This window comes from Nocardioides sediminis (assembly GCF_003047295.1).
GTDB classification, from domain to species: domain Bacteria; phylum Actinomycetota; class Actinomycetes; order Propionibacteriales; family Nocardioidaceae; genus Nocardioides; species Nocardioides sediminis.
This window is the reverse complement of sequence record NZ_PZYZ01000001.1, coordinates 206670-227297: the sequence shown is the minus strand read 5'-3', so window position 1 is coordinate 227297 and position 20628 is coordinate 206670. Positions and strand designations below refer to the sequence as shown.

Sequence of the window (20628 nt, the reverse complement as noted above, 5' to 3'; positions counted from 1 at the left end):
AGGAGGAGCAGCGTGTTCATCCAGATCATCCAAGGCAAGTGCACGCGCCAGCAGGAGCTCCACGAGCACCTGGACACGTGGCGCAACGAGCTCGGCCCCGGAGCACAGGGCTGGCTCGGAGGGACCTACGGGTTCACCGACGACGACATGTTCGTGGGCGTCGTCCGATTCGAGTCGCGGGAGGCCGCGATGTCCAACTCCGGCAGGCCCGAGCAGGACGCCTGGGCCGCCAAGATGATGGAGCTGTTCGACGGGCCCGTGGAGTTCCACGACTGCGAGGACGTCACGCTCCTGATGGACGGCGGGTCCGACAGTGCCGGCTTCGTCCAGGTCATCCGGGGCAAGGTCGACGACGTCGACCGGCTCAGGTCGATGATGACCGCCGACACGGAGTCGTTGCACCAGATGCGCCCCGAGATCATCGGCGGCACCCTGGCCATCGAGCCGGACGGCACCTTCACCGAGACCGTCGCCTTCACCAGTGAGGACGCGGCGCGACAGGGCGAGGGCCTCGAGCCACCGGCCGAGGTGCGTGCCGACCTCGAGTACGCCATGCAAGGCGCGCAGTTCTACGACCTGCACCACCCCTGGTTCGCGTCGAAGTGAGCTGACGCCGGGGCGCTCGGGAGCCCCGCTTGGGGTGTCGGCGCGCGCCAGACGCCCGGCCGCACCACGTCGGCGCACACCCCGAACATGGGCTCGCCCGCGTCGTTGGTCGGGCGCGAGGTGACCAGCGCCTTCAGCAGCCGGGCGTCATTTCCCCCGTCTCGGGGTGGTGGTCGATGACCGCCGACCGCGGGATCGGCCCGCCGACCCGGACGACAGGTCGCGCAGCGGCGCCGTGCCGATGAGCGTCAAAAGGCGAGGCGAAGGCCACCCCGCCCCGCGGCGCGGCAGCGAGTCGTTCCTGCGCGAGCGACCGCGAGCACAGCTCGGCGTGGGGACCGGAGGTCAGCTCGAGGGGCACGGAACGACCCCAGTAGTCGCAGTCGACCACCTCGCCCGTCCGCACCGGCTCCGCGGCGACCGACTCCCTGAGCCGCGCAACGACGTTCCCCAGGCGGTCGAGCAGCTGCGAGGAACGAGCGGCGCTTCGAGACCCATCCGTCAGGCGGGCGCGAGGACCTCGAGCCCGAGTGACGTCGCGGCGTCGGCCATCCGCTGGTCGTAGGTCACCACGGCAGCGACCTCGAGTCGGATGGCAGCGGCGAGGTGGAGGGCGTCCAGGGAGCGGAGGCGGTCGCCGGGCAGGAGGCCTGCTTCGGCGAAGAGCGGCGGCGGCAGCTCGTGCAGGTCGACGCCCCGGAGGAGATCGGTCACCGCTCGCTGCGTCAAGAAAGCCTCGCGCGCCACGAGGCGGCGCAGCTCGGTCTCGAGCAGGAGACACGCGACGAGCTCTGGCTCCGCGCTGCTCAGCTCGGCCGCCAGCGCGTCCGACTCGGCCTCCTGGACGAGGAGCTTCACCGCAGCCGAGGTGTCGAGGTAGCAGCGGCTCAACGCTCGCCCCGGAGATCATCGAGATGCTCCGCCATCGGCCGCCCCGCCATGACCCGCGGCAGGGCCGTGACGTCGTACGCGGGGTCAGCCGCCCGGACCCGCCGAAGGTCGGTCTCGGGGACGGGGACCAGGCACGCGACCGGCACGCCACGCTTGGTCACCGTGAAGGACTCGCCCGCCTCGACCGCGCGCATGATCGCCGCGTTGTCGTTGCGGAGCTCCCGCTGGCTGATGGTCCGCACACGAACGAGCGTAGCACCTTGTAGCACTTCGATGATGCGGCTCATTGTTCGCTCAGATCGGCCAGCTCGAGACACCGCTCCCGGACCGGCGACGGCGTTCCCGCCGCCAGGACCCGGAACAACTGCCCCTTGCCCTGTCCCACACTGTGTTCCTTCAGCGCCTCGTGGACGGCTGGATCCATCAGGACTGCCGTCACGTGCGAGGCGATCGGCCCGATGTCCCCGCTGACCTCGGCCACGATCAGGCCGACCTCGACGACGCACACGCCGTTGGCCTGGGGTTCCGTCAGCCCCGCCGCGCGCAGCTCCTTCATGCGACCCGCTTCGCTGCGCTCACCGCCACGCTCGGGAACGATGTCCGTGGACCAGAGCGTGCCGTTGGCGCACGTCGACCCGGAGGGCAGCCGGCCCTGCTCGCAGGCACTGGCCAGGGCTCAGAACCAACCGAGGTCGTCCTCGCCACGTGTCCGCTCAGCGACGTGCTCGGCGGTGGCCCGGTCGACCGGCAGCGGCCTCGACTCGAACATGGCGAACGGCCAGACCGACACCGGGACCACGCGGCCGACGACGGTGCGACCCGGCCCCACGTCCGTCATCGCCCCCAGGTTGAGCAGCCACCGGCTCGTCATCGCTGAGGCGGAGAGCATGAAGCACGTCATCGCGAGCCTCGATGAGCTCGTACGCCGTCACCGCGGCCCGTTCCCACTCGTCGATCTGGTCCAGACGGCCGAGCAGGCCCTGCTCCGCACGCACGTCGAGGAAGTCTCGCAGGCCCCCGAACTCGTAGGCCGCCAGCTGCTGGTAGACCTAGTCACTCGCCGCGACAGCGGTGCCGCACTCGTTCAACGCGGTCGGATCATCCAGCACGGGCTCGATGCGAGAGAAGTGGAGGGCGACCAGGATGGTGCGCACCACGTCGTCGCAGCGCGGGTCTTCGGTCATCAGCATCCAGCGCACTGCCTGGTCGACCGCCCAGCGCGAGCACATCCACGCCGGCGCCTCGTCACCGAGGTTGGCCAGCTCGAACAACCGGTGGTGCGTGAGGGCTTCCTCCACGACGAGCCCCGACATGTGCTCCTCCCACGCCAGGCGAGCCTCGCCGCGAGCCTCGGCGTCCAGCGCGCGCTGCATGCTGCCGTGGTCGTCCTCGGTCAGCAGGTGATCGAGGGACTGCCCCGGCCGGAGCGTCGCCACGAGCCGACGCTCACTGCCCGCTCGCTGCTGTCGGGCTCGCTGTCGTTGGCGAGCGGAGCGATTGCGGGGCTGGCGGTTCCGAGATCTGGGCACCCGTCCAGTCAAGGGCGGCAGACGCCGCTCCGCGAGGCCCGCCAGCACATCTGTGGAGAACCACGACCCGTGACCCCCCACCAACCAGGGGGCCACGGGTCGCAGGGGGACCTCAGCCCAGCACGCCGCCGATCATCAGCACGCCGTCCGGGTCGTAGGTCCGCCGCGCCCGGCGCAGCCGCGCGAGGGTCACCTCGTCGTACGCGTCGACGTACTCCTCCGGCGTGAACGTGAAGTTCGGCAGCCGGTGCCCGCCGATCCACGGCGCCATCGCGTCGAGGATCGCGGCAGCGTGGTCCTCCACTCCGGGGATCTCCGCGATGCCGACGACGAGCAGCGAGTACGCCGCGGCGCGCGACGCGAACGCGCTCGGGTGCTCACCCGGGCGGGCGAACGCGCCGCCGAGCTGGCGCACCTCGACCAGGATCTGCGGCGACGCCACCCCCGGCCCCGTCAAAGCGAGCAGCGCCTCCGCGGTCGCCTCCGTGAAGTCGGTGAGCACGTGGCCCGCCTCGTAGGCCGGGGTCGGGTCGAGCGGGTCCGTGTGGACCGAGTCGATAGCCGTGTAGGGCTTGTCGGCCACGTCGTCGAGGATCACCGGGGCGGCGGCCCGGATGGCGGCGAACCAGCGCTCCCCCTCCTCGGCGGGCCCCGTCCACACGAAGCGGATCGACAGCGTCAGCCGGCCGGCCAGCATCGGCGGCACGCCCTCCATGTCGGGCAGCTGGAAGAGCGCGAAGGACGTGGTGCCCTCCTCCGGCAGCTCCGCCGACCAGGCACGCCAGGCATCGATGACCGCGGGGGCGTCCGCGCCGTCGAACCACAGCGAGCCGCCGTAGAACCTCGGCTGCCGGACGAGGTCGAACTCGATCGCCGTGATGATGCCCAGCATCCCCTTCGCGCCGCGCAGGGCGAAGAAGAGCTCCGAGTCCTCGGTCGGCGTCACCCGGCGGAGCACGCCGTCGCCGGTGACGACCTCGATGGCGCGGACCTTGTCGATGGCGAGCCCGTAGGTGCGAGCCATCGGCCCGAGCCCGCCGCCGGTCGTGTAGCCGACGATGCCGACGTCGGTGATCGAGCCCGAGAGCGGCGCCAGGCCGTACGGCGCCGCGGCCTCCACCACCTTGAGCCACTTCACGCCGGCCCCGGCGCGGGCCCAGCCCTCCTCCGGGTGGATGACGACCTCGTCGAGCTCCTTGGTGGTGACCAGCAGCTCGGTGGTCAGGTCGGCCATCGGGCCGTGGCCGGTGGCCTGCGGGGTGACGCGGATGCCGTGCCGGGCCGCGAACTGCACGGCGTCGACGACGTCCTGGGCGTCGTGCGCCGCGAGGACGGCCGCGGGCCGGACCGGGACGGCCACGTTCCACGGCGAGACGAGGGCGTCGTACGCCTTGTCGCCGGGCACCGCGACGGTGCCGATGGTGAGTGCGTCCAGCTCCGCGAACGGGATGGCGGCGGTGCTGGTCTGTGCGATGGTCATGCTGTTTCCCTCCGGGTGTTCACGTGTCGTCGTTGACCCGACGAAGGTGCACCCGGGTGGTTGAGCCGGACTTGGACGCGACTTGAGCCGCGTCAGTCGCCGGAGCGCTGCGGCCCGACGAAGAGCCCGGTCGGGTCCGCCGCCCTGCGGATCCGGAGGAGCCGGTCGTACGACGCGGGCGACCAGCCGCGCCGGGCCGCGGCCTCGTAGGCCATCGAGAGGTACGACGCTCGCGACGTCCACGGCGCGAGCGAGTCCAGGACCCGCATGGCGTCCTCCCGTACGGCGCTCCAGCCGGTGCCCACGTCGAGCCCGACGCCGAGCACCAGGAACGAGCCGTCGAGGTGGTCGAGCGCGCCGCCGCGCGGGGCGGGCCGGGCCAGCGCGCCACCCAGCTGGCGCAGCTCGACGAAGAGCAGGTTGCTGCCCGACCCGGGGCCGGCGGCCGCGACGAGCGCGTCGACCGCGTCCGCCGGGAAGCCGTGGACCAGGACGCTGTTGGCGTAGACCGCGGTGGGCTCCTGCGGGTCGAGCTGCAGGTGCGCGATGTCGGCGGCCGGCATCTGGGCGAAGGTGTCGAGCTCCGGCCGCAGCGCGCGCAGCGGGGCGATCGCGCGGGCGCCCGCCTCGGCGTCGCCCAGTGCCACCGCGTCGATCATGACCATCTTGCGGCCGCTGAGCCCGGCGGGCAGCCACTCCGCCTCGGGCACCTGGAAGATCCGGGCCACGCTCGTCACCGACTCGGGCGCGTCCTCGGTCCACTCGCCCCACGCGGTGAGGACGCGGCGGGCGTGCCGCCAGTCCCACGCCAGCATCCCGGCGTACGCCGTCGGGACCGGCAGCAGGTCGAACTCCAGCGACGTGACGACCCCGAAGCCGCCGTGGCCGCCGCGCGCCGCCCACAGCAGGTCGGCGTCCTGGTCCTCGGTGGCGCGCACGAAGGTCCCGTCGGCGAGCACCAGCTCGACGGCGGTGATCGCGCTGCACTGCAGGCCGTGCTGCCGGGCGTACCAGCTCACCCCGCCGCCGAGCGACGAGCCGACCACGCCCACGCCCGGGCTGGACATGTGCATCCCGGCCAGCTCGACCCGGCCGGCCCGGGCGACGACGTCGCCCCACAGCACGCCGGCGTCGGCGCGCGCCGTACGGCTCGATGCGTCCACACGCAGCCCGGTCATCGCGGACGTACGCAGCAGCACGGCGTCGCCGAGCCGGCCCGCGAGCGGCGGGGCGCCGTGCCCGGTGCCCTGGGGGGCGACCCGGAGGCCGGACGCCGCGGCGGCCTTGATGATCAGCGCGACCTCCTGCGGGTCGGCCGGGTAGGCGACGGCCGCCGGGTGCTCGTCGACCTGGAGGTTCCAGGGCATCCGCGCCTCGTCGTAGAGGGCGTCCCCGGGCAGGTGGACGGCACCACCGGCCAGCCCGCGGAGCGCTTCGGTCTCGGGCACGGTCACCACCTCACGATCGGGGCACCCCAGCGTGCCCGGGCTGACTTGAGGATGACTTGAGTCGGCGGCTCATCCGCTCGTGGAGGAGCGCGCGCTCACCCGCCGGGATGTCGGCGTGGATCGCGTCGCGCACCAGCGGGTTGACGAAGTCGAGCGGCTGCCCGTCGAGGAGGATCTCGCTGCGGGCCAGTACGTCGAGCGCGGCCGCGACGTCCTCCTCCGAGTGCTGGGCGACGTCGGCGACGGTCACCAGGTCGGCGAGCGGCCCGAGCACCGCCACCGCGTGCGCGACCGTGGTGACGGTCGCCGGCATCCGACGCAGCCGCAGAGTGACGAGCGACGTGATCGCCCGTGACCCCACCGCCCGGACCGTGTCGACGTGGGCGGCGTCGGGCGGGACGCCCTGGTCAGCCAGCGCGCGCAGCAGCTGGCGCAGGAGCAGCGGGTTGCCCGATGTCATCCGGTGGCAGGTGGCGACGAACGTGTCCGCGCCCCGGCCGAGCCGGTCGGTGACCAGGGCGGCGGTGCCCAGCTCGGTGAGCGGCGCGGGGTGCAGCACCGAGACCGCCTCGTTGCCGGCGAGCTCGGCCAGCAGGTCGTCGGCGCCGTGCGTCTCCCCGGAGCGCACGGCGAGCACGACCAGCACGGGCAGTCCCTCGAGGCGCCGGACCAGGTAGGCGAGGAACTGCAGCGACGCCACGTCGCACCACTGGATGTCGTCGACGCATAGCACGAACGGTGCGTCGTCGGCGAGCTTCGTGGTGACCTCGCAGAGGCCGCGCAGCGCGGCGAACCGCTCGTCGCGACCCACCGCCTCGTCCGCGCCGGCGCCGAGCAGCTGCCGGACCACTCCCCACTCGAAGTCCCGCTCGAGGGAGCTGCTCCGCGCCGACCGCACCCAGACGCCGGCACCGACCGCGAGCCTGCGCAGCTCGTCGAGCAGGCGCGTCTTGCCGATGCCGGCGGGGCCCTCGATCAGCAGGCACCCGGAGCTCCCGACGCTGAGGTCGTCGACCAAGGCGCGCAGGACGGCCATCTCACGCTCGCGGTCCACGAGCCCGTCGGGCGTCCGTGGCCGTGGGACGAGCGGGGTCGCGTTCGTGGTCTTCGCGGTGGTCGGCACGTCGAGGTGGGGCGACTGGGCGAGCACCTCCGCTTCGAGCGAGCGCAGCGCGGGGCCGGGGTCGACGCCCAGCTCGTCGGCGAGCACCTGGCGGGCCCGGCGCAAGGCCGCCAGCGCCGCGGCCTGCCGGTGCGCCCGGTAGAGCGCGAGGGTGAGGAGGCGCCAGCGCTCCTCGCGGAGCGGGTCCTCGTTGACGAGCGCCTCGAGCTCGCCGATGACGAGCTGCGCCTCACCCAGCTCGAGGCGCGTGGCGAGGAGGCGCTCGCGGGCGACCGCGCGGAGCTCGGTCAGCCGGCCGATCTCCGCCTCCGCCCAGGACTCGTTGGCGTAGTCGGCGTACGCCGGGCCGCGCCACATCCGCAGCGCGGGCTCCAGCGTGCACACAGCGTCCGCAGGCGCCAGGCCCGCCGCCGACTCGACCGCCGCCTCGAAGGCCCACGCGTCCACGGCGTCGGGTGCTACGCGTAGCACGTAGCCCGGGCCGGCCCGGGCGATCACCCCACCGCGGTGCCTTGCCGTGGCGTCCGGCTCGAGGCGTTTGCGCAGGTGGCTCACGTAGGCCTGCAGCGCCCCGTTCGCGTTCGTCGGTGGCTCCTCGCCCCACACACAGTCGACGAGCCGATCCGCCGGGACCACCTCGTCCCGCGCGATGATCAGCCCAGCCAGTACGGCGCGCTGGCGCCGCCCGCCGAGGTCCACGACCGCGCCGTCGCGCGTGGCCGTGAGCTCGCCGAGCACGTGCAGGTGAAGTTGCGGCTGGCCGTCCACCCCATTCCTCGCGTCGTCTCCGTCGAGGATAGGGCTGGGTCAAGGTTGCCGGCTGCCCCGAATTTGGGCACGCAGGGCTCACGTCGACCCCGCTCAGGGACGATGTGATTGAGGGACGGTCCGGCTACAGATGCTCGAGCTTGGCGTACGGGCTCGTGATGCGCACCGTCTTGGCGCCGAAGTCGACCGACACGGCGTGGGCCTCGACGCCGAGGACGCGCCCGAGGCCGTACAGGTCGTGGCAGACCTGGTCTCCCACGGCATACACCTCGATCTCCGGCTCGGGCTTGGGATGGAAGGGGCTCGAGGAGAGAGGCTTCCGCGTGGACCAGGGTGAAGTCGTCATTGCCTCCAGTATGCGCGCTTGCGGAAGCGAGAGCGGCCAATACGGGCGGATCCACCGCGCTCGGAGACGCCCCAGGTCGCGGTCGACGTCCAAACCTTCCTCGCGAGGCAGCGCGGTTTCCTCATTCCCGTTCTGCGGCGAGCTCCTCGCTCAGCTCGTCGTGGAGGTCGTCCAGGCTCTCCCAGAGGTCGTCTTCACGCACCGGATAGACGATTGTCACGGACCGATTCCGAAAGCCGATCTCGAGATGGTGGTCGTCCACCCGCACCCATGCGTCGTGCTCGTACTCCTCGGAGATCCAATCCGCCAAGTCGTCCGGGGTGTCCACGTGTGCATGCGCCATCACCTCGAGAACGCTGTGGAAGGTCGTCTCAGAAGAAGCCGTCCACGTCCCTCCGCACGACGCGCAGCGTCGGTTGTAGCCGGGATGCGCACACCCCACCCACTCGACCCAGACCGGCCCACTGCCCCAGTCTTCGGGCAAGGCAGGCATCCCGATCACCAGGTGGATGACGTCGTCGGATGCGCAGACCGGGCACGTGCCTCGTGATCCCGTGTGCGTCGCGCCACCGCCCCGTGGCGGCGGGCGGTCTTCTGTTCGGTCCTCGGCCATCAGTCGGCCGCGTAGCGCGAGTGGTACTCGTCGCTCGTGATGTGCGGATCCAGGAAGATGACCGGATCCAGGCTCACGAACGCCTCAGGTCGTCGGAGCAGGCTGCGCCACACCTCGCTCACGGTCACACCGCGACCGCGCAACGACGGGGAGACGTAGGAACGCTGGTACGCCGTGTTCTCCGGGGACAGCACGTGGACGACGGTCACCACCTCGGCGGCTACGTCCGGGTCCCGCTCAAGCTCACGCGCGAGGACCTGCTGCCGCACCAGCTGGTAGAGCGGCTCGTGGAACAGGTCCCCTGGCTCGACACCGTCGACGTCGATGGGTCCGTCCGGCCGGAGCAAGGCCCGTTCGTAGCGCCTGCGACGGGTGGGCTCCTTGCTCGGCGCGTCCCGGTCGGCGCTGGGGTAGGTCTCGGTGAACTTCCACTCCACGAGAGCAAGGGCGTCCTTGCCTCCACTCGTGCGGTAGGCGAAGGCAGCGTCGACGCTGGTCGACTGGGCTCCCCGCGTAAGGACGCCACTCTTGCCCTCACCGAAATAGTCGCGCGGCCCGACGAACTCGAACGTCAGGAACCGGCCCTTCTCCGCAGGGTCGATCTCGCCCAGGTCACGGACCGACTCGATGTCAAGCACTCCACCGAAGGCGCGCCCGATCCGCGTCGGGTCGGCCATCATCTGCCCCAGTGCGTTCACACACTGCACCTGGGACGAACGAAGGTGTGGCGTCGGTCCGCCGTTAACCCCTTGGTGCCAGGTGATTTCGAGGTCGCGGAAGAGTGCCAGCGCCTCGTCCCTCACCTCAGGAAGAAGGTTGTGGGCGGCGTACGCAGCAGGCAGCACGTAGGGAGCCTGGACCTGCTCACCGGACCGGGCGCGTACTAGTCCCGGAACTCGTGCTTCGTCCGGTAGCGCCCGCGACTTCAGCTTCCACCGGACGGCCGAGTCGTTCGACCGGCTCGCGTAGGACCGCAGCGCACGGGGACGGCCGTCGGGCAGGCGCGAATCGTCGAGGGGTACCAGCTCGCCGATCAGGCTCACCTCGAAGATCTCGACGGGCGCGACCCCCAGGTCGACCTCGGCGAGGACCTCACGGACCTCGAGCATGCGTCGGATCATCTCGGCAGACGCACCACGCTGGAGCGCCACGACCGGCACGACCCGCTGATCGGCCGCAAGCGTGAAGTCGCCCGCCGGTGCGAGGCGCACGCGGTGCCGCTGTTCGGCCATCTCACGTAGCACCTCCGTCGGGCCGCCCTCGTCCGTGTCGCCGGAATCGATCCATCGCTGGAGGATGCGCGCGTACATGGTCGCCTGGGCAGCGACCCAGGCGGTGCTGCCGACGCCCAGAGGCTTGACCTCGATGGCCAGCAAGCGGCCGGACCGGTCGATGGCCAGCGCGTCGCACTCGTTGCCCAGCTTCTTCGGCATCCCGCCGAACCCGAGAGCGGCCTTCTCCAGCGCGTCGAGGATCGGGTGCTGACACTCGTCCATGAACTTCTTCTTGAAGGCCTGGTCTCGGAAGGACGGCGTGACTTCCCGGTCCAGCACGACACGGTCCGGGGACCGGTGTGCGGCGACGGCCGCCTGAACGGCGCCCTCCCTGGTTCCGTGCGACCGGGCGGCAACCGGGATGACCCGGTCCAGGTACAGCTCGACGTCCGGCCAGATGGTGGCGAGCCGGTCGGGCGTCATCGGAATGCCCCAGTCCGGAAGGAACTTCCCGTTCTGCTGGTGGGTCTCGTGCACCTTCAGCCGGAGCTTGCCGGACTTAGCGTGGCGCACGTCGAGCACCGACGTGAGTCCGACATAGAGTGACGCGTGCTCGGACCGTGTCTTGACGTCCCTGCGGAATCGCAGGTCGATCGGAAGCAGTCCGCTCTTGGCGTACGACGCCAACGAAGCGGCGATGCCGCCGGGCTCGAAGTGGCTCAAGAACTGTGCGGACACTCGCCGGTCGTAGCGGACGTCGAACGCATTGGTCTTGCTCATGTTGCTTCCCCCATGGTGTGCGTAGCCGTTCGCCGCGCCTTGAAAGGGTGGCTCAGGACATGGGCCGTCGTTCAGCGATCAAGAAAATCGACTGACGCCGCCCCGGTGCCGCGTGCTGAGCTCCTGCGGCGATCGGGACACTACGGCTGACCACCGACATCTCCGCACGCGTCTGCTCAGCTGCGATGTTCCGTGACGAGCTGCTTCAGCAGCCTGGTCCGCTCGGGACCCGGCGGAGCACCAGAGCCCACCTGGCTGCTTGCCACCACGACCTGGCCCGACGGGAGCTTGAATAGGCTCACCCGCCAGTGCCCCATGCGCGACGGCAAGGTCGTGCTCTCCGACGGCCTTCGCGGCCGGCCGGCGACGCTCTATGACAGGCGGCGCTGACCGCTCCCTTGCACGCCGAGGTCCTCGAGCCGACGCACCAAGGGCGCCCACTTGCTGACCTCTCGCTTCGACAAACGCTCGTAGAGAGCACGAACGTCGGCTGCGAGCGCTGCATCCTCCCGGTCGGCGAGCAGACCGTCGAACCGCTCATCGAGCAACCACGACGAAGTACGCGCAGCATGGAAGGCGATGCGGTCGAGGACGAGCTCGAGTGCGCGGAACCCGGGCACGCCCACCTCCTCGGGCAGGTTGATCCAGTCGAGCTGTCCATCCCACAGACGGCCGCGGAGCTTGTCGCCCTTGGAGTCCAGGACCGTCCCGAAGGTCGCGGTCCCACCCTTCTGGTGCTGGACGCGATACTCGTCCACCTCGTGCGCGAGCCGGATGACGTTGTCGTCGGTCATCGACACGCCCACCGCCAAGAGCCGCTTCGTCAGCAGGAGCGACTGGAGGACTGCCGCCGACGGCCGGTTGGCGGCGTCGTACCTGACCATGTGGCGACGCGTGAGGACGATCTGCTCGGGGTGGTCGACATCGCCGTGGAGCTTGAGGATCCATCGATCCGCTCCGTGGGCCGACGCCCACGGCATGACGCTCTTGATGTCGTTGCCCGTGGCAGACACGGCGGCTTCGTAGAGGACGTCGTAGTTGGTCGTCACCACCTGGTGGCAGTCGAGCCCGGCCAGGAGGACGTGCGGCAGGGAAGGTCGCGCGGTGGGCTTGATCAGTTGGGCCACCTGCCACTTGAAGCCGTCCTTGTCCTCGCGCTCGATGAGCTCCGCGCGGTCGGTCAGGGTGATGTCCAGTCCCTCACCAGGCGGGTCGAGGTCGTAGTGCCGCTCGAGGTTCTCGATCAGGGAACCCCAGCCGGGCAGCCCGGCCGCAGCACTGACACCCGCGCCCAGAAGTAGTGCAAGGTGTCCACTCCGGGCACTTGCCGCGAGATCTGCTGCGGTCTCCTCCAGTCGCCCGGGGAGCTGCGGCGCCACCTTGCGTCGGGCGTACTGGGCTGCGGCGTAGACCGCGGCATCGGGGGTCACGAGCGCGAGGTCGAGGTCGAGCCGTTTGGCAGCTGACGTGAGGCGCTCGACGAGCAGCCGCAGCACCTTGCCCCGGTCCTCGGAGAATCCACCGAGGCCGATCCCGATGACGGGCAGGGCGACCAGCGGAAGCGCGCCCGCGCCCCGCTTGACCGGGAGTAAATCGCGAGACTCGTCGACGCGGCCGAGGGCCCCTTCGATGCGCTCGAGGATCACGTCGTAGCTCTCGGTCCCGTCGCCGATGCTGACGGCCCACACCCGGTCCGGCGCGGGCTCGATCTCCCCGAATCCACGCTTGCGCCAGTCGCGCGGTAGAGGCGGATTGGGTCCCACCAGACCCGTCCACACGTAGTTGAAGCGATACGCCTCGTCCACCGGGATCAGCGCCGCGTCGTGGATGACCGACTCGATCCGCCCGTGCACGACAAAGAGGTGCCCCTCGATCCCCGTCATGGCCTGGAGTATGCCGCTTGCCAGCAAGGTCGGCTCGCGAATGCGATCACATGAGGATGATGCGGTCCTTCACGTTGTCGAAGGTGCTGGGCTGAAGGCCGGCGAGGTGGATCAGGTCCTCGGGGTGCTCGAACCGGCTCAGATGCTGACGCGTCTCGACCACGTGCGTTGACTGCTCGCCCGTAAGTCCAAGCGCCTGTCGCAGGACCTCGACGGGGGCACTGTTGATGTCGACCAGTCCACCGTCGTCGTATTGCCGTGGCAGGTCGGGCCGACCGATCCGCAGGTCACGAGCCATCTGAGGATCGCGCCTGGCAATCTCCCGCGCCTCCTCTCGCTTGATGCGCAAGGCGTGGACTCCCGCCACCGCTGCGGCGTTGGGGTTGTAGGGCGGGGGCGGAGGAGGTCCTCCAGGCGCATAGGTCTCCTTGGGCGGCCACAGCACCTTCGGACCCATGACGAGGGCGTAAACGACAGCGCCGATCCATACCGCGAAGTAGATCGTGAGGCCGAGATCGGAGAGCGCGCCTTCGGAGTCGCCGCTACCGACGAGCATGAAACCGACAAGCCACGCAGAGGCCAGAGCGCCGGCCCAAATCCAAGCCTGGCGGGTCTTGGCCTTCGCGGCGATCGCGATCGGCGACACGAAAGCCAGCAGTCCGCACGAGAAGACAGGGAGCATCCACAGCCACCTCGGTGGCCTGCTCGTGTAGTGACCTGCGGGCGGGAGCTGCTGCATGCGCCCGATCGTAGGTGCCGGCAGGGACAGTCGGGCGTGAATACCCAATCGCACCCGGCAGCGGTGGCGCCGGGGTAGCGTCCGCGCATGAGCACGTGGGCGCCCGGCTGGTACCCCGACCCTCTCGGACGTCACCACCATCGGTACTGGGACGGCCGTGAGTGGACGCACCACGTCGGCAGCCGAGGGCAGCAGGGCGTCGACCCCGTCTATGCCGCACCTCCCGCCCCGGCGCAGCCGCAACCGCGGGCTTCGCTGGCAACGGCTAATCAGCCGCCGCAGCCGGCCCAGCCGCGCCACCCGGCACCGCCAGCCCGGACCGACAAGCGAGTCCAGAAGCAGCTCAACAAGCTCGGCGTGACCGACGGCTCGAACTCCGGTGATGACTCATGGCTCGACGAGGCCGTGCTCGTCGTTCACCAGAAGGGCAAGCTCCTCGAGGTCAACGCGGAGTACGTCGTGCACGACCGGACCGGACGGCAGGTCGGCAGCGTGCGTGAGGTCGGGCAGAGCCTGGCCAAGAAGGCGCTGACTCCGACGAACCGAACGCGCAGGTTCCACGTCCTCGATGCTCACGGACGGGAGCTCGTCTCTCTGACCCGTCCCACCGTGTGGCTCAAGGCCAAGATGATCGTACGAGGATCGAGCGGCCACGAGATCGGTCAGATCGCACGCACGCTGTCCTTCGACTACTCACGGTTCAAGCTCGAGGCCGGTGGCCGCACCGTGGGCATCATCAAGGGCGAGAACAGCAAGCAGTCCGACTTCAGCATCCGGGACGCCTCCGGCGCCGAGATCGCCGCATCACGAGGACGCACGCCGGCCTGGTCAAGGAGATGCTCACCAAGGCCGACAACTACGTCGTCGAGGTATTTCGGCCTCTCGAGGAACCGCTTCGATCACTCGTGATGGCTGCCTCTCTTGCAGTCGACACCGCGCTCCGGCAGAAGTAGATCGCCACACCGCCCACGGCGGATAACATCGGCGCCGTGCGCCCAGAAGCGTCAGGCGACGCTTGACGATCCGTCGACGGTGGCCTTACATCACGTGCGTGGCCCACTTCGGATGGCTTGACGGGGACGACTCTCATCGCAGCGCCATGTTGGAGGTCGTGAAGCTCTTCGAGGACTCGTCGACCGTGGACGAGCTGGGCATCGGCAGCGTGCGCGACACGTTCTCCAACGCGTTTTTCCCGGGCACCTCGACGCTGCACACGCGGTTGCGCTACCTCCTCTTCATCCCCTGGCTCGTCAACGACGTGGCTCGACATCGCTGGTCTGCGGAGAAGGCCCAGGGTGAGCTTCGACGTCGGGAGACCGAGCTGATCCACGCTCTCGTCGCCGGTCAGGAGATCCAGGGAGTCATCGGGCGGGATGCGAAGAGCTCGCTGAAGACCATGCCGAGCGCTCTCTACTGGGCCAGCCTCGAGATCCTCGGCATCCGCAGGTGGAAGACCACCATCTCGGGCTACTTCCGCAACGCCGCCCAGCGGTCGACGGCCGTCGATGACCCCGACGCCGACGGAGCAGGCATCGACCACCTCGGCATGATCCATCTTCCCAAGCCGCCCGAGTCCCTGGCCAGCAGCACGACCTTCGACCTGACCCGCGACGAGGCCGAGTTCCTCAAGGCGCAGATCGCTTCGAGCCATCGCGACTCGGCCTTCGGTTGGCTCGCTGTTCACCATCCCGACTCGGAGGCCCGCAGGCTGTGGGAGCACGAGGCACGTGGCGAGTTCCCGGAACCTCTTCGGCAACTGGTCGATGAGGCGCGAAGGTTCCACTTCACGGGCACCGGGCCAGCAATCCTCTACAACCTCATGCTCGCCGAGCTTTCGGACAACGAAGAGCTGGTCGAGCGCTTCTCCGACGATCTGGACGCCTGGGCGGACGACCTCGACGAACAGGAGATCTTCGACGGGTGGGACCGGCAGCTCTTCTGGAGGAGGCTCACGACGCTCAACCCTCGGATCCGCCCTGCCACACAGGCATTCCTCAATGACTGGTGGCACCTCGCCGCCACAGGAGCACATGCGTCGTCGGCTGCACGCGACCTGGTGCAGCGTCGGGAGCTGAACCTCAAACGAGCGCGCGCCCGCCTCACCTACGCCGACGCTCGCTCGACGTGGGGTGTCGGCGCCGGCACCGGCGCGCTCGACTTTCGCTGGACGATCGCCCGCAGCCACCTCAACGACATCGCTGCCGGCCTGGAGGCATGACGTGCTGAACCCCGACGTACGCCACCTGCTCACCGACGCCCTCCGGCCTCCCCACGGCTGGCGCATCGACGCTGCCGTGGCAACGACGTACACCTTGGACCTCAACTCACTCCTGCTCGCACCCCTGTCCATGGCGGCGTACGACCAGGTGGGCAACGGCATCGACGGTGCCGCGCCTCACGAGCTCCTCGAGGCCATCCGGCGGTACGCGGAGCGCACCGTCGTGCTCTGCCAGGCGGGCGGGATCCACGTGCCGTCGACGTATCGCAAGCTGACCGTCTTCGCGGAGGAGTCGATCATCGAGGTGGCCCCTCCCGCGGGACGGGTCTTCCATCCGAAGATCTGGGTGCTGAGGTTCACCAACGTGACGGGCGAGTTCACCCACCGACTCGTCTGCTTGAGTCGCAACCTCACCGGTGATCGTTCCTGGGACACCGTCCTGTCGACGGACGAGGATCCCAGCGCAACGCACCAGATGGCAGCAAGGCCCCTCTCGGGGTTCCTTCGAGAGCTGCTCGACCTGAGCGTCCGCGAGATTCCTCCAAAGCGAGCAGAGCTGGTTCGAGACGTGGCCCGCACACTCCGCGACCGCAGCCTTGCAGTGCCGTCGCCGTTCACCGGCGGCCTCCTGCTCCCCTTCGGCACGAGCGAGGGCGGCGCATGGCCCGTGCCGGCCCGGGCCGACAGGAGCGTGGTGATCTCCCCGTTCCTCGACGCCACCACGGTGCGCAAGCTGCCGGCTGGCGCGACGATCGTCTCCCGACCGGACACGTTCAATCGTTTGGGTGCCGCGGCACTTGACGGCTTCGACACCCAGGTCCTGCAACCGCACGCGGATGCACCACCCGAAGACCTCAGCGGTGACAACGAGACCGACGAAGCGGGAGACGTACGCCCCTGGGAGGTGAAGACAGGACTCCACGCCAAGGTCCTGGCGTGGGACAGCGACCGGACGGCACACCTCTTGACCGGTTCAGCCAATGCCACGTCTGCGGCCTTCGGTGGGAACATCGAGTTCGGCGTCCTGCTGACCGGCCCCGTCTCCAGCTGCGGGGCCGCTGCCATCCTCAAGGACGACGACAAGCAGACCGGATTCACGCGGCTCCTTCAGCCGTTCCAGGCATCGACCGAGCCCGAGCCCGACCTCACGTTCGACATCGAGCGCGAGATCGAGGAGTTCCACATCGCACTGGCGGCGGCCATGCCCGTCGTCACGATCAGTCATGCCGACGGGCAGTACGACGCCCGGCTCGACGTCGCGCGCCCCGAAGACCCCGGGCAGACCTGGGTCCGGCCCGTCACCCTCAAGCCGCAGCACGACCGACCACTGGAGGACTCGACCGGATGGCGCGGGCTCGGGCACCCAGACATCACGCCGTTCGTCGCGGTCCGCACTCGAGTCGAGCGGGACGGTGTCGTGGTCGAGCGCTCGAGCGCGCTGCGGGCCGAGCTGGTCGGCGCACCCGAGGACCGGTCTAACCGAGTACTCCGTGAGCTCCTCTCCAAGGTCGAGGACATCCTGCGCTACCTCGCGCTGCTCCTGAAGGACCCGGGCATCGACGACGTCGCGTCTGCCCTTCTCGACTCCACCAACGACGACCCGGCCGGTGACGGGTCGTGGGGGTCGTCGTGGGCCGACGACCTCATCCTGCTCGAGCCGCTGGTCCGAGCGGCCGCGCGCGAGGACGACTCCATCGACCGGGTGAAGGCGTTGATGGACGACCTCCGAGATGCGGACGGGAAGCTGCCCGACCTCGGGGCGGACTTCGAGTCCTTGTGGCACGTCGTCCTCGCGTCCAAGGAAGCCCGATGAGCAGCCGCCCGACGAAGTGCCCGGACGCAGAGGTCGAGCTCAAGGGCCTCAAGGACTTCCAGCGCGCCACGGTCGACTACATCGACGAGAGGCTGTGGGGCGGCGACGCGACCCGTCGATTCCTGGTCGCCGACGAAGTGGGTCTCGGCAAGACGCTCATCGCCCGTGGGGTGATCGCGAAGTCGATCGAGCATCTCTGGGACAAGGTCGACCGCATCGACGTCGTCTACATCTGCAGCAACGCTCAGATCGCCCGGCAGAACCTCGCCCGACTACGGGTGGGCACCGAGCTCGAGGACGACGGTTCCCCAGCGACCGACGAGTTCGCCGACCGACTCACCCTCCTCGCTCAGCGGATCGACAAGCTCAAGGGGCGCAAGCTCAACTTCGTCTCGTTCAGCCCCGGCACGTCCTTCAACGTAGGCGAGAGCGGAGGGACCGCCCGTGAACGCGTACTGCTCTACTGGATGCTTCGCAGCGAGCTGCCCGAGCTCAAGGGCAAGCACTGGCTCCGCTTCTTCCGGGGCGCGACTCGTTTCGACAACTTCGCTCGTCAAGTCAACGATTTCGACCTGTCCTCGATCCCCGTGGACACGAGTCGAGCCTTGGTCAAGCAGTTGCGCTCCGATTCTGGCTCCGGCGAGAACGAGAGCAAGCTCGAGGAGATCTTCACGACTGCTGAAGAGTTCAAGTACAAGAGCGACGACTGGTGGCCGGAGAGCCCTCTGAGCCGACGTCGCTACGTCTTGATCGGCTCGATGCGGCAGATGATGGCGCGTGCAGCGGTGGCCGCCCTAGAGCCCGACATCATCGTGCTCGACGAGTTCCAGCGGTTCACGTCCCTGCTGCACGACGACAACCCCGGGGCCGAGCTCGCCCGTGCCCTCTTCGACCACGGAGAGGCCAAGCTCCTGCTCCTCTCAGCGACGCCGTTCAAGATGTACACGCTGCCCGACGAGGCCGAGGGTGAGGACCACTACGACAACTTCGTGCAGACGATCGACTTCCTCGCCGGGCCTCGTCGTGCCGAGGTGGTGAAGCATTCCCTGGCCGACCTGCGACGAGGGCTGATGTCCGGCGATCGCGAGCAGGCGGAGGCGGCACGCGACGCCGCACAGGCGGAGCTGCGGCGGGTCATGGTCCGCACCGAACGCTTGGCGTCTACGCCTGACCGGGACGGCATGGTGGTGCAGAAGCGGATGGACGGGCTCGCCCTCGCCCCGCAGGACGTCAGCGACTACAGGTTCCTGAGCCGGGTGGCTCAGGCGCTGCGACAGCAGGACATGCTCGAGTACTGGCGTAGCTCGCCCTACGTCCTCGAGCTCATGGACGGGTACGTCGTCAAGAAGGAGCTCGAGAGTGCAGGCGCTGAGAGCGACGAGGTCAAGCGGGCGATCCGTGAGACTACCCGGTCGCTCACGAAGCGCCAGGTCAATCGCTATGCCAAGCTCGACCCTGGCAACCCCAAGATGCGGGCGCTGGCGCACGACGTGCTCGATCGCGGCGCTCACCGCTTGGCATGGATCCCGCCGTCCATGCCGTACTACGAGACGACGGGCGCCTACGCCGACCCCGACCTCCAGCACTTCACCAAACGTCTCGTGTTCTCCGCTTGGAACGTCGTCCCCAAGGCGATCTCGAGCGTGCTGAGCTATGAGGCCGAACGACGACTTCGTGAGCTCGGTGGTACTACTGAGCGGAGGTACGACGCCACGCGGCAGCGAGGGCTTCTCGCGTTCAACCGTTCGGACGGCCGTCTCTCCGGAATGCCCGTCCTCGCGCTCATCTACCCCTGCGCAGCGCTCGCAGCTGCTGGCGACCCGCTCTACATTGCCCGTCGTCTCCGTGCACCTCTACCTCTCCCGCGGGAGACGATGGTTGCCGAGATCCGCAAGGAGATCGAACGACACCTCGAGGAGCTGCCGCAAGGACCTCGGACCGGGCCCGCCGACGACTCCTGGTACTGGGCCGCGCCCGTGCTCCTCGACCAGTTGAGGATGGACCTCTCCCCCGACGAGGCGGTGAGCTTCGACTACGGCGAGGAGTGGGGGGAGCACGACACCGAGTCCCGCTTCCATGAGCACCTCACGCGCGCTGCAGGCGTCCACGCCGAGGAGCTCGGGCGGAGGCCCGAGGACCTTGTCGATGTACTGACCAACATGGCGCTCGGCGGCCTGGGAGTGTCCGCGCTAAGGGCCCTGAGCAGGGTCGCCGGCGGGCTCGAGAACCTACGCGATCCGGACGTGCGGAACGAGGCCTCGACGATCTCGTGGGCGCTGCGCAACCACGCGAACCAGCCCGAGATGATGGCACTCATCCGAGCGGGCTCGGAGGAGACCGCCTACTGGAAGGACGTGCTGGCCTACAGCGTCGACGCAGGCCTGACGTCCGTACTTGATGAGTACGCGCATGTCCTCAACGAAAGTCTCGGGGTGAACCTCAAGGACGCACCGACCAAGGCGAGGGCGATAGCCGCGGAGATGAGCGCCGCGTTGGGGATGCGGGCCAGCGTCAACAAGGTGTCAGACCTGTCCTTGACCGGCGGTGAGCTGCGCCTGGACACCTTCACCCTGCGCAACCACTTCGCGGTGCGCTTCGGTCGCGGTGTCACCGAGGACCAGGCCATCGCACGGGAGGGGCAGGTCCGCCAGGCCTTCAACTCGCCATTCTGGCCGTTCGTCCTGTCGTCCACCTCGGTCGGCCAGGAAGGTCTGGACTTCCACCAGTACAGCCACGCGATCGTCCACTGGAACCTGCCCAGCAACCCTGTGGACCTCGAGCAACGCGAGGGCCGCGTCCACCGCTACAAGGGCCACGCAGTACGTCGCAACGTCGCTATCAAGTACGGCGCACGGCAGGAGCTGCTGGCCGCTGACGACCCGTGGAAAGCCGCCTTCGAGCTGGCTGACGCCGACCGACCTGATGATCAGACGATGATCTATCCCTACTGGGTGTTCCCGCTCGAGGGTGGCCATCGCATCGAGCGTTACGTGCCTGCGCTGCCCTTGAGTCGGGAGGCGCACTCGTACCGTCGGCTGATGCGCACCGTCGGTGCCTACCGTCTGGTGATCGGGCAGCCACGGCAGGAAGACCTGCTGCGCTACCTCGGCGACGACGCAGAGGACTACTCGGACCTACTGATCGACCTCAGCCCATCGGCGGCGCGCTGATCGATGG

General features: G+C 69.3%; 18 protein-coding genes. 5 read left to right on the top strand and 13 right to left on the bottom strand.

Annotated elements, in window-relative coordinates; all coding sequences use genetic code 11:
- Positions 1 to 12 precede the first annotated feature (12 nt).
- The gene (locus DAI17_RS01050; protein ID WP_107771048.1) at positions 13 to 606 is read left to right on the top strand and encodes a hypothetical protein; all 594 of its coding nucleotides are present in this window, start codon (positions 13 to 15) and stop codon (positions 604 to 606) included.
- 501 nt (positions 607 to 1107) lie between these two features.
- Here the strand turns inward: DAI17_RS01050 and DAI17_RS01040 are convergent.
- The 13 genes from DAI17_RS01040 to DAI17_RS00980 form a co-directional block, all read right to left on the bottom strand.
- Positions 1108 to 1497: a type II toxin-antitoxin system VapC family toxin gene (locus tag DAI17_RS01040; RefSeq protein ID WP_107771046.1), complete on the bottom strand. Its 390-nt coding sequence runs from the start codon at positions 1495 to 1497 to the stop codon at positions 1108 to 1110.
- Entirely contained in the window at positions 1494 to 1784 is a 291-nt protein-coding gene (locus tag DAI17_RS01035) for a type II toxin-antitoxin system Phd/YefM family antitoxin (protein WP_107771045.1), read from the bottom strand. The genes DAI17_RS01040 and DAI17_RS01035 overlap by 4 nt, the downstream gene beginning before the upstream one ends.
- Positions 1781 to 2053 carry a hypothetical protein gene (locus DAI17_RS01030; protein ID WP_107771044.1) on the bottom strand — a complete coding sequence of 91 codons (273 nt, stop codon included), beginning with the start codon at positions 2051 to 2053 and terminating at the stop codon, positions 1781 to 1783. The genes DAI17_RS01035 and DAI17_RS01030 overlap by 4 nt, the downstream gene beginning before the upstream one ends.
- Positions 2054 to 2173: 120 nt before the next feature.
- A complete protein-coding gene (locus DAI17_RS01025) occupies positions 2174 to 2386 on the bottom strand; it encodes a hypothetical protein (protein ID WP_159081276.1) in 213 nt (70 codons plus the stop codon).
- A 160-nt stretch (positions 2387 to 2546) separates the two neighbouring features.
- Positions 2547 to 2933 (bottom strand): hypothetical protein, encoded by a 387-nt coding sequence (locus tag DAI17_RS01020; protein ID WP_107771042.1) that lies wholly within the window; start codon positions 2931 to 2933, stop codon positions 2547 to 2549.
- 205 nt (positions 2934 to 3138) lie between these two features.
- The gene (locus DAI17_RS01015; RefSeq protein ID WP_107771041.1) at positions 3139 to 4506 is read right to left on the bottom strand and encodes an FAD-binding oxidoreductase; all 1368 of its coding nucleotides are present in this window, start codon (positions 4504 to 4506) and stop codon (positions 3139 to 3141) included.
- Positions 4507 to 4598: 92 nt separating this feature from the next.
- On the bottom strand, positions 4599 to 5954 hold the full coding sequence (locus DAI17_RS01010) for an FAD-binding oxidoreductase (protein ID WP_199904875.1): 1356 nt from the start codon (positions 5952 to 5954) through the stop codon (positions 4599 to 4601).
- A gap of 10 nt (positions 5955 to 5964) precedes the next feature.
- Positions 5965 to 7845 carry a BTAD domain-containing putative transcriptional regulator gene (locus tag DAI17_RS21160; RefSeq protein ID WP_199904874.1) on the bottom strand — a complete coding sequence of 627 codons (1881 nt, stop codon included), beginning with the start codon at positions 7843 to 7845 and terminating at the stop codon, positions 5965 to 5967.
- A 124-nt stretch (positions 7846 to 7969) separates the two neighbouring features.
- Positions 7970 to 8191: a hypothetical protein gene (locus tag DAI17_RS01000; RefSeq protein WP_107771039.1), complete on the bottom strand. Its 222-nt coding sequence runs from the start codon at positions 8189 to 8191 to the stop codon at positions 7970 to 7972.
- A 121-nt stretch (positions 8192 to 8312) separates the two neighbouring features.
- Positions 8313 to 8804, bottom strand: coding sequence for a hypothetical protein (locus DAI17_RS00995; protein ID WP_159081275.1), 492 nt, complete (start codon positions 8802 to 8804; stop codon positions 8313 to 8315).
- Positions 8804 to 10798 (bottom strand): PGN_0703 family putative restriction endonuclease, encoded by a 1995-nt coding sequence (locus tag DAI17_RS00990; protein ID WP_159081274.1) that lies wholly within the window; start codon positions 10796 to 10798, stop codon positions 8804 to 8806. Before DAI17_RS00990 ends, DAI17_RS00995 begins: the two co-directional genes overlap by 1 nt.
- Positions 10799 to 11169: 371 nt before the next feature.
- A complete protein-coding gene (locus DAI17_RS00985) occupies positions 11170 to 12681 on the bottom strand; it encodes an SIR2 family protein (protein WP_107771036.1) in 1512 nt (503 codons plus the stop codon).
- Positions 12682 to 12727: 46 nt separating this feature from the next.
- Positions 12728 to 13420, bottom strand: coding sequence for a ComEA family DNA-binding protein (locus DAI17_RS00980; RefSeq protein WP_159081273.1), 693 nt, complete (start codon positions 13418 to 13420; stop codon positions 12728 to 12730).
- 87 nt (positions 13421 to 13507) lie between these two features.
- Here DAI17_RS00980 and DAI17_RS00975 point away from each other — a divergent pair, with 87 nt between their 5' ends.
- The 4 genes from DAI17_RS00975 (at position 13508) to DAI17_RS00955 (ending at position 20621) form a co-directional block, all read left to right on the top strand.
- Positions 13508 to 14329 (top strand): phospholipid scramblase-related protein, encoded by an 822-nt coding sequence (locus DAI17_RS00975; RefSeq protein WP_107771034.1) that lies wholly within the window; start codon positions 13508 to 13510, stop codon positions 14327 to 14329.
- 142 nt (positions 14330 to 14471) lie between these two features.
- Positions 14472 to 15638 carry a DUF6361 family protein gene (locus tag DAI17_RS00965; protein WP_107771032.1) on the top strand — a complete coding sequence of 389 codons (1167 nt, stop codon included), beginning with the start codon at positions 14472 to 14474 and terminating at the stop codon, positions 15636 to 15638.
- 1 nt (position 15639) lies between these two features.
- Positions 15640 to 17451, top strand: a complete 1812-nt coding sequence (locus tag DAI17_RS00960; protein WP_107771031.1) for a phospholipase D family protein — start codon at positions 15640 to 15642, stop codon at positions 17449 to 17451.
- On the top strand, positions 17448 to 20621 hold the full coding sequence (locus DAI17_RS00955; protein WP_107771030.1) for a C-terminal helicase domain-containing protein: 3174 nt from the start codon (positions 17448 to 17450) through the stop codon (positions 20619 to 20621). Before DAI17_RS00960 ends, DAI17_RS00955 begins: the two co-directional genes overlap by 4 nt.
- Positions 20622 to 20628: the final 7 nt, after the last annotated feature.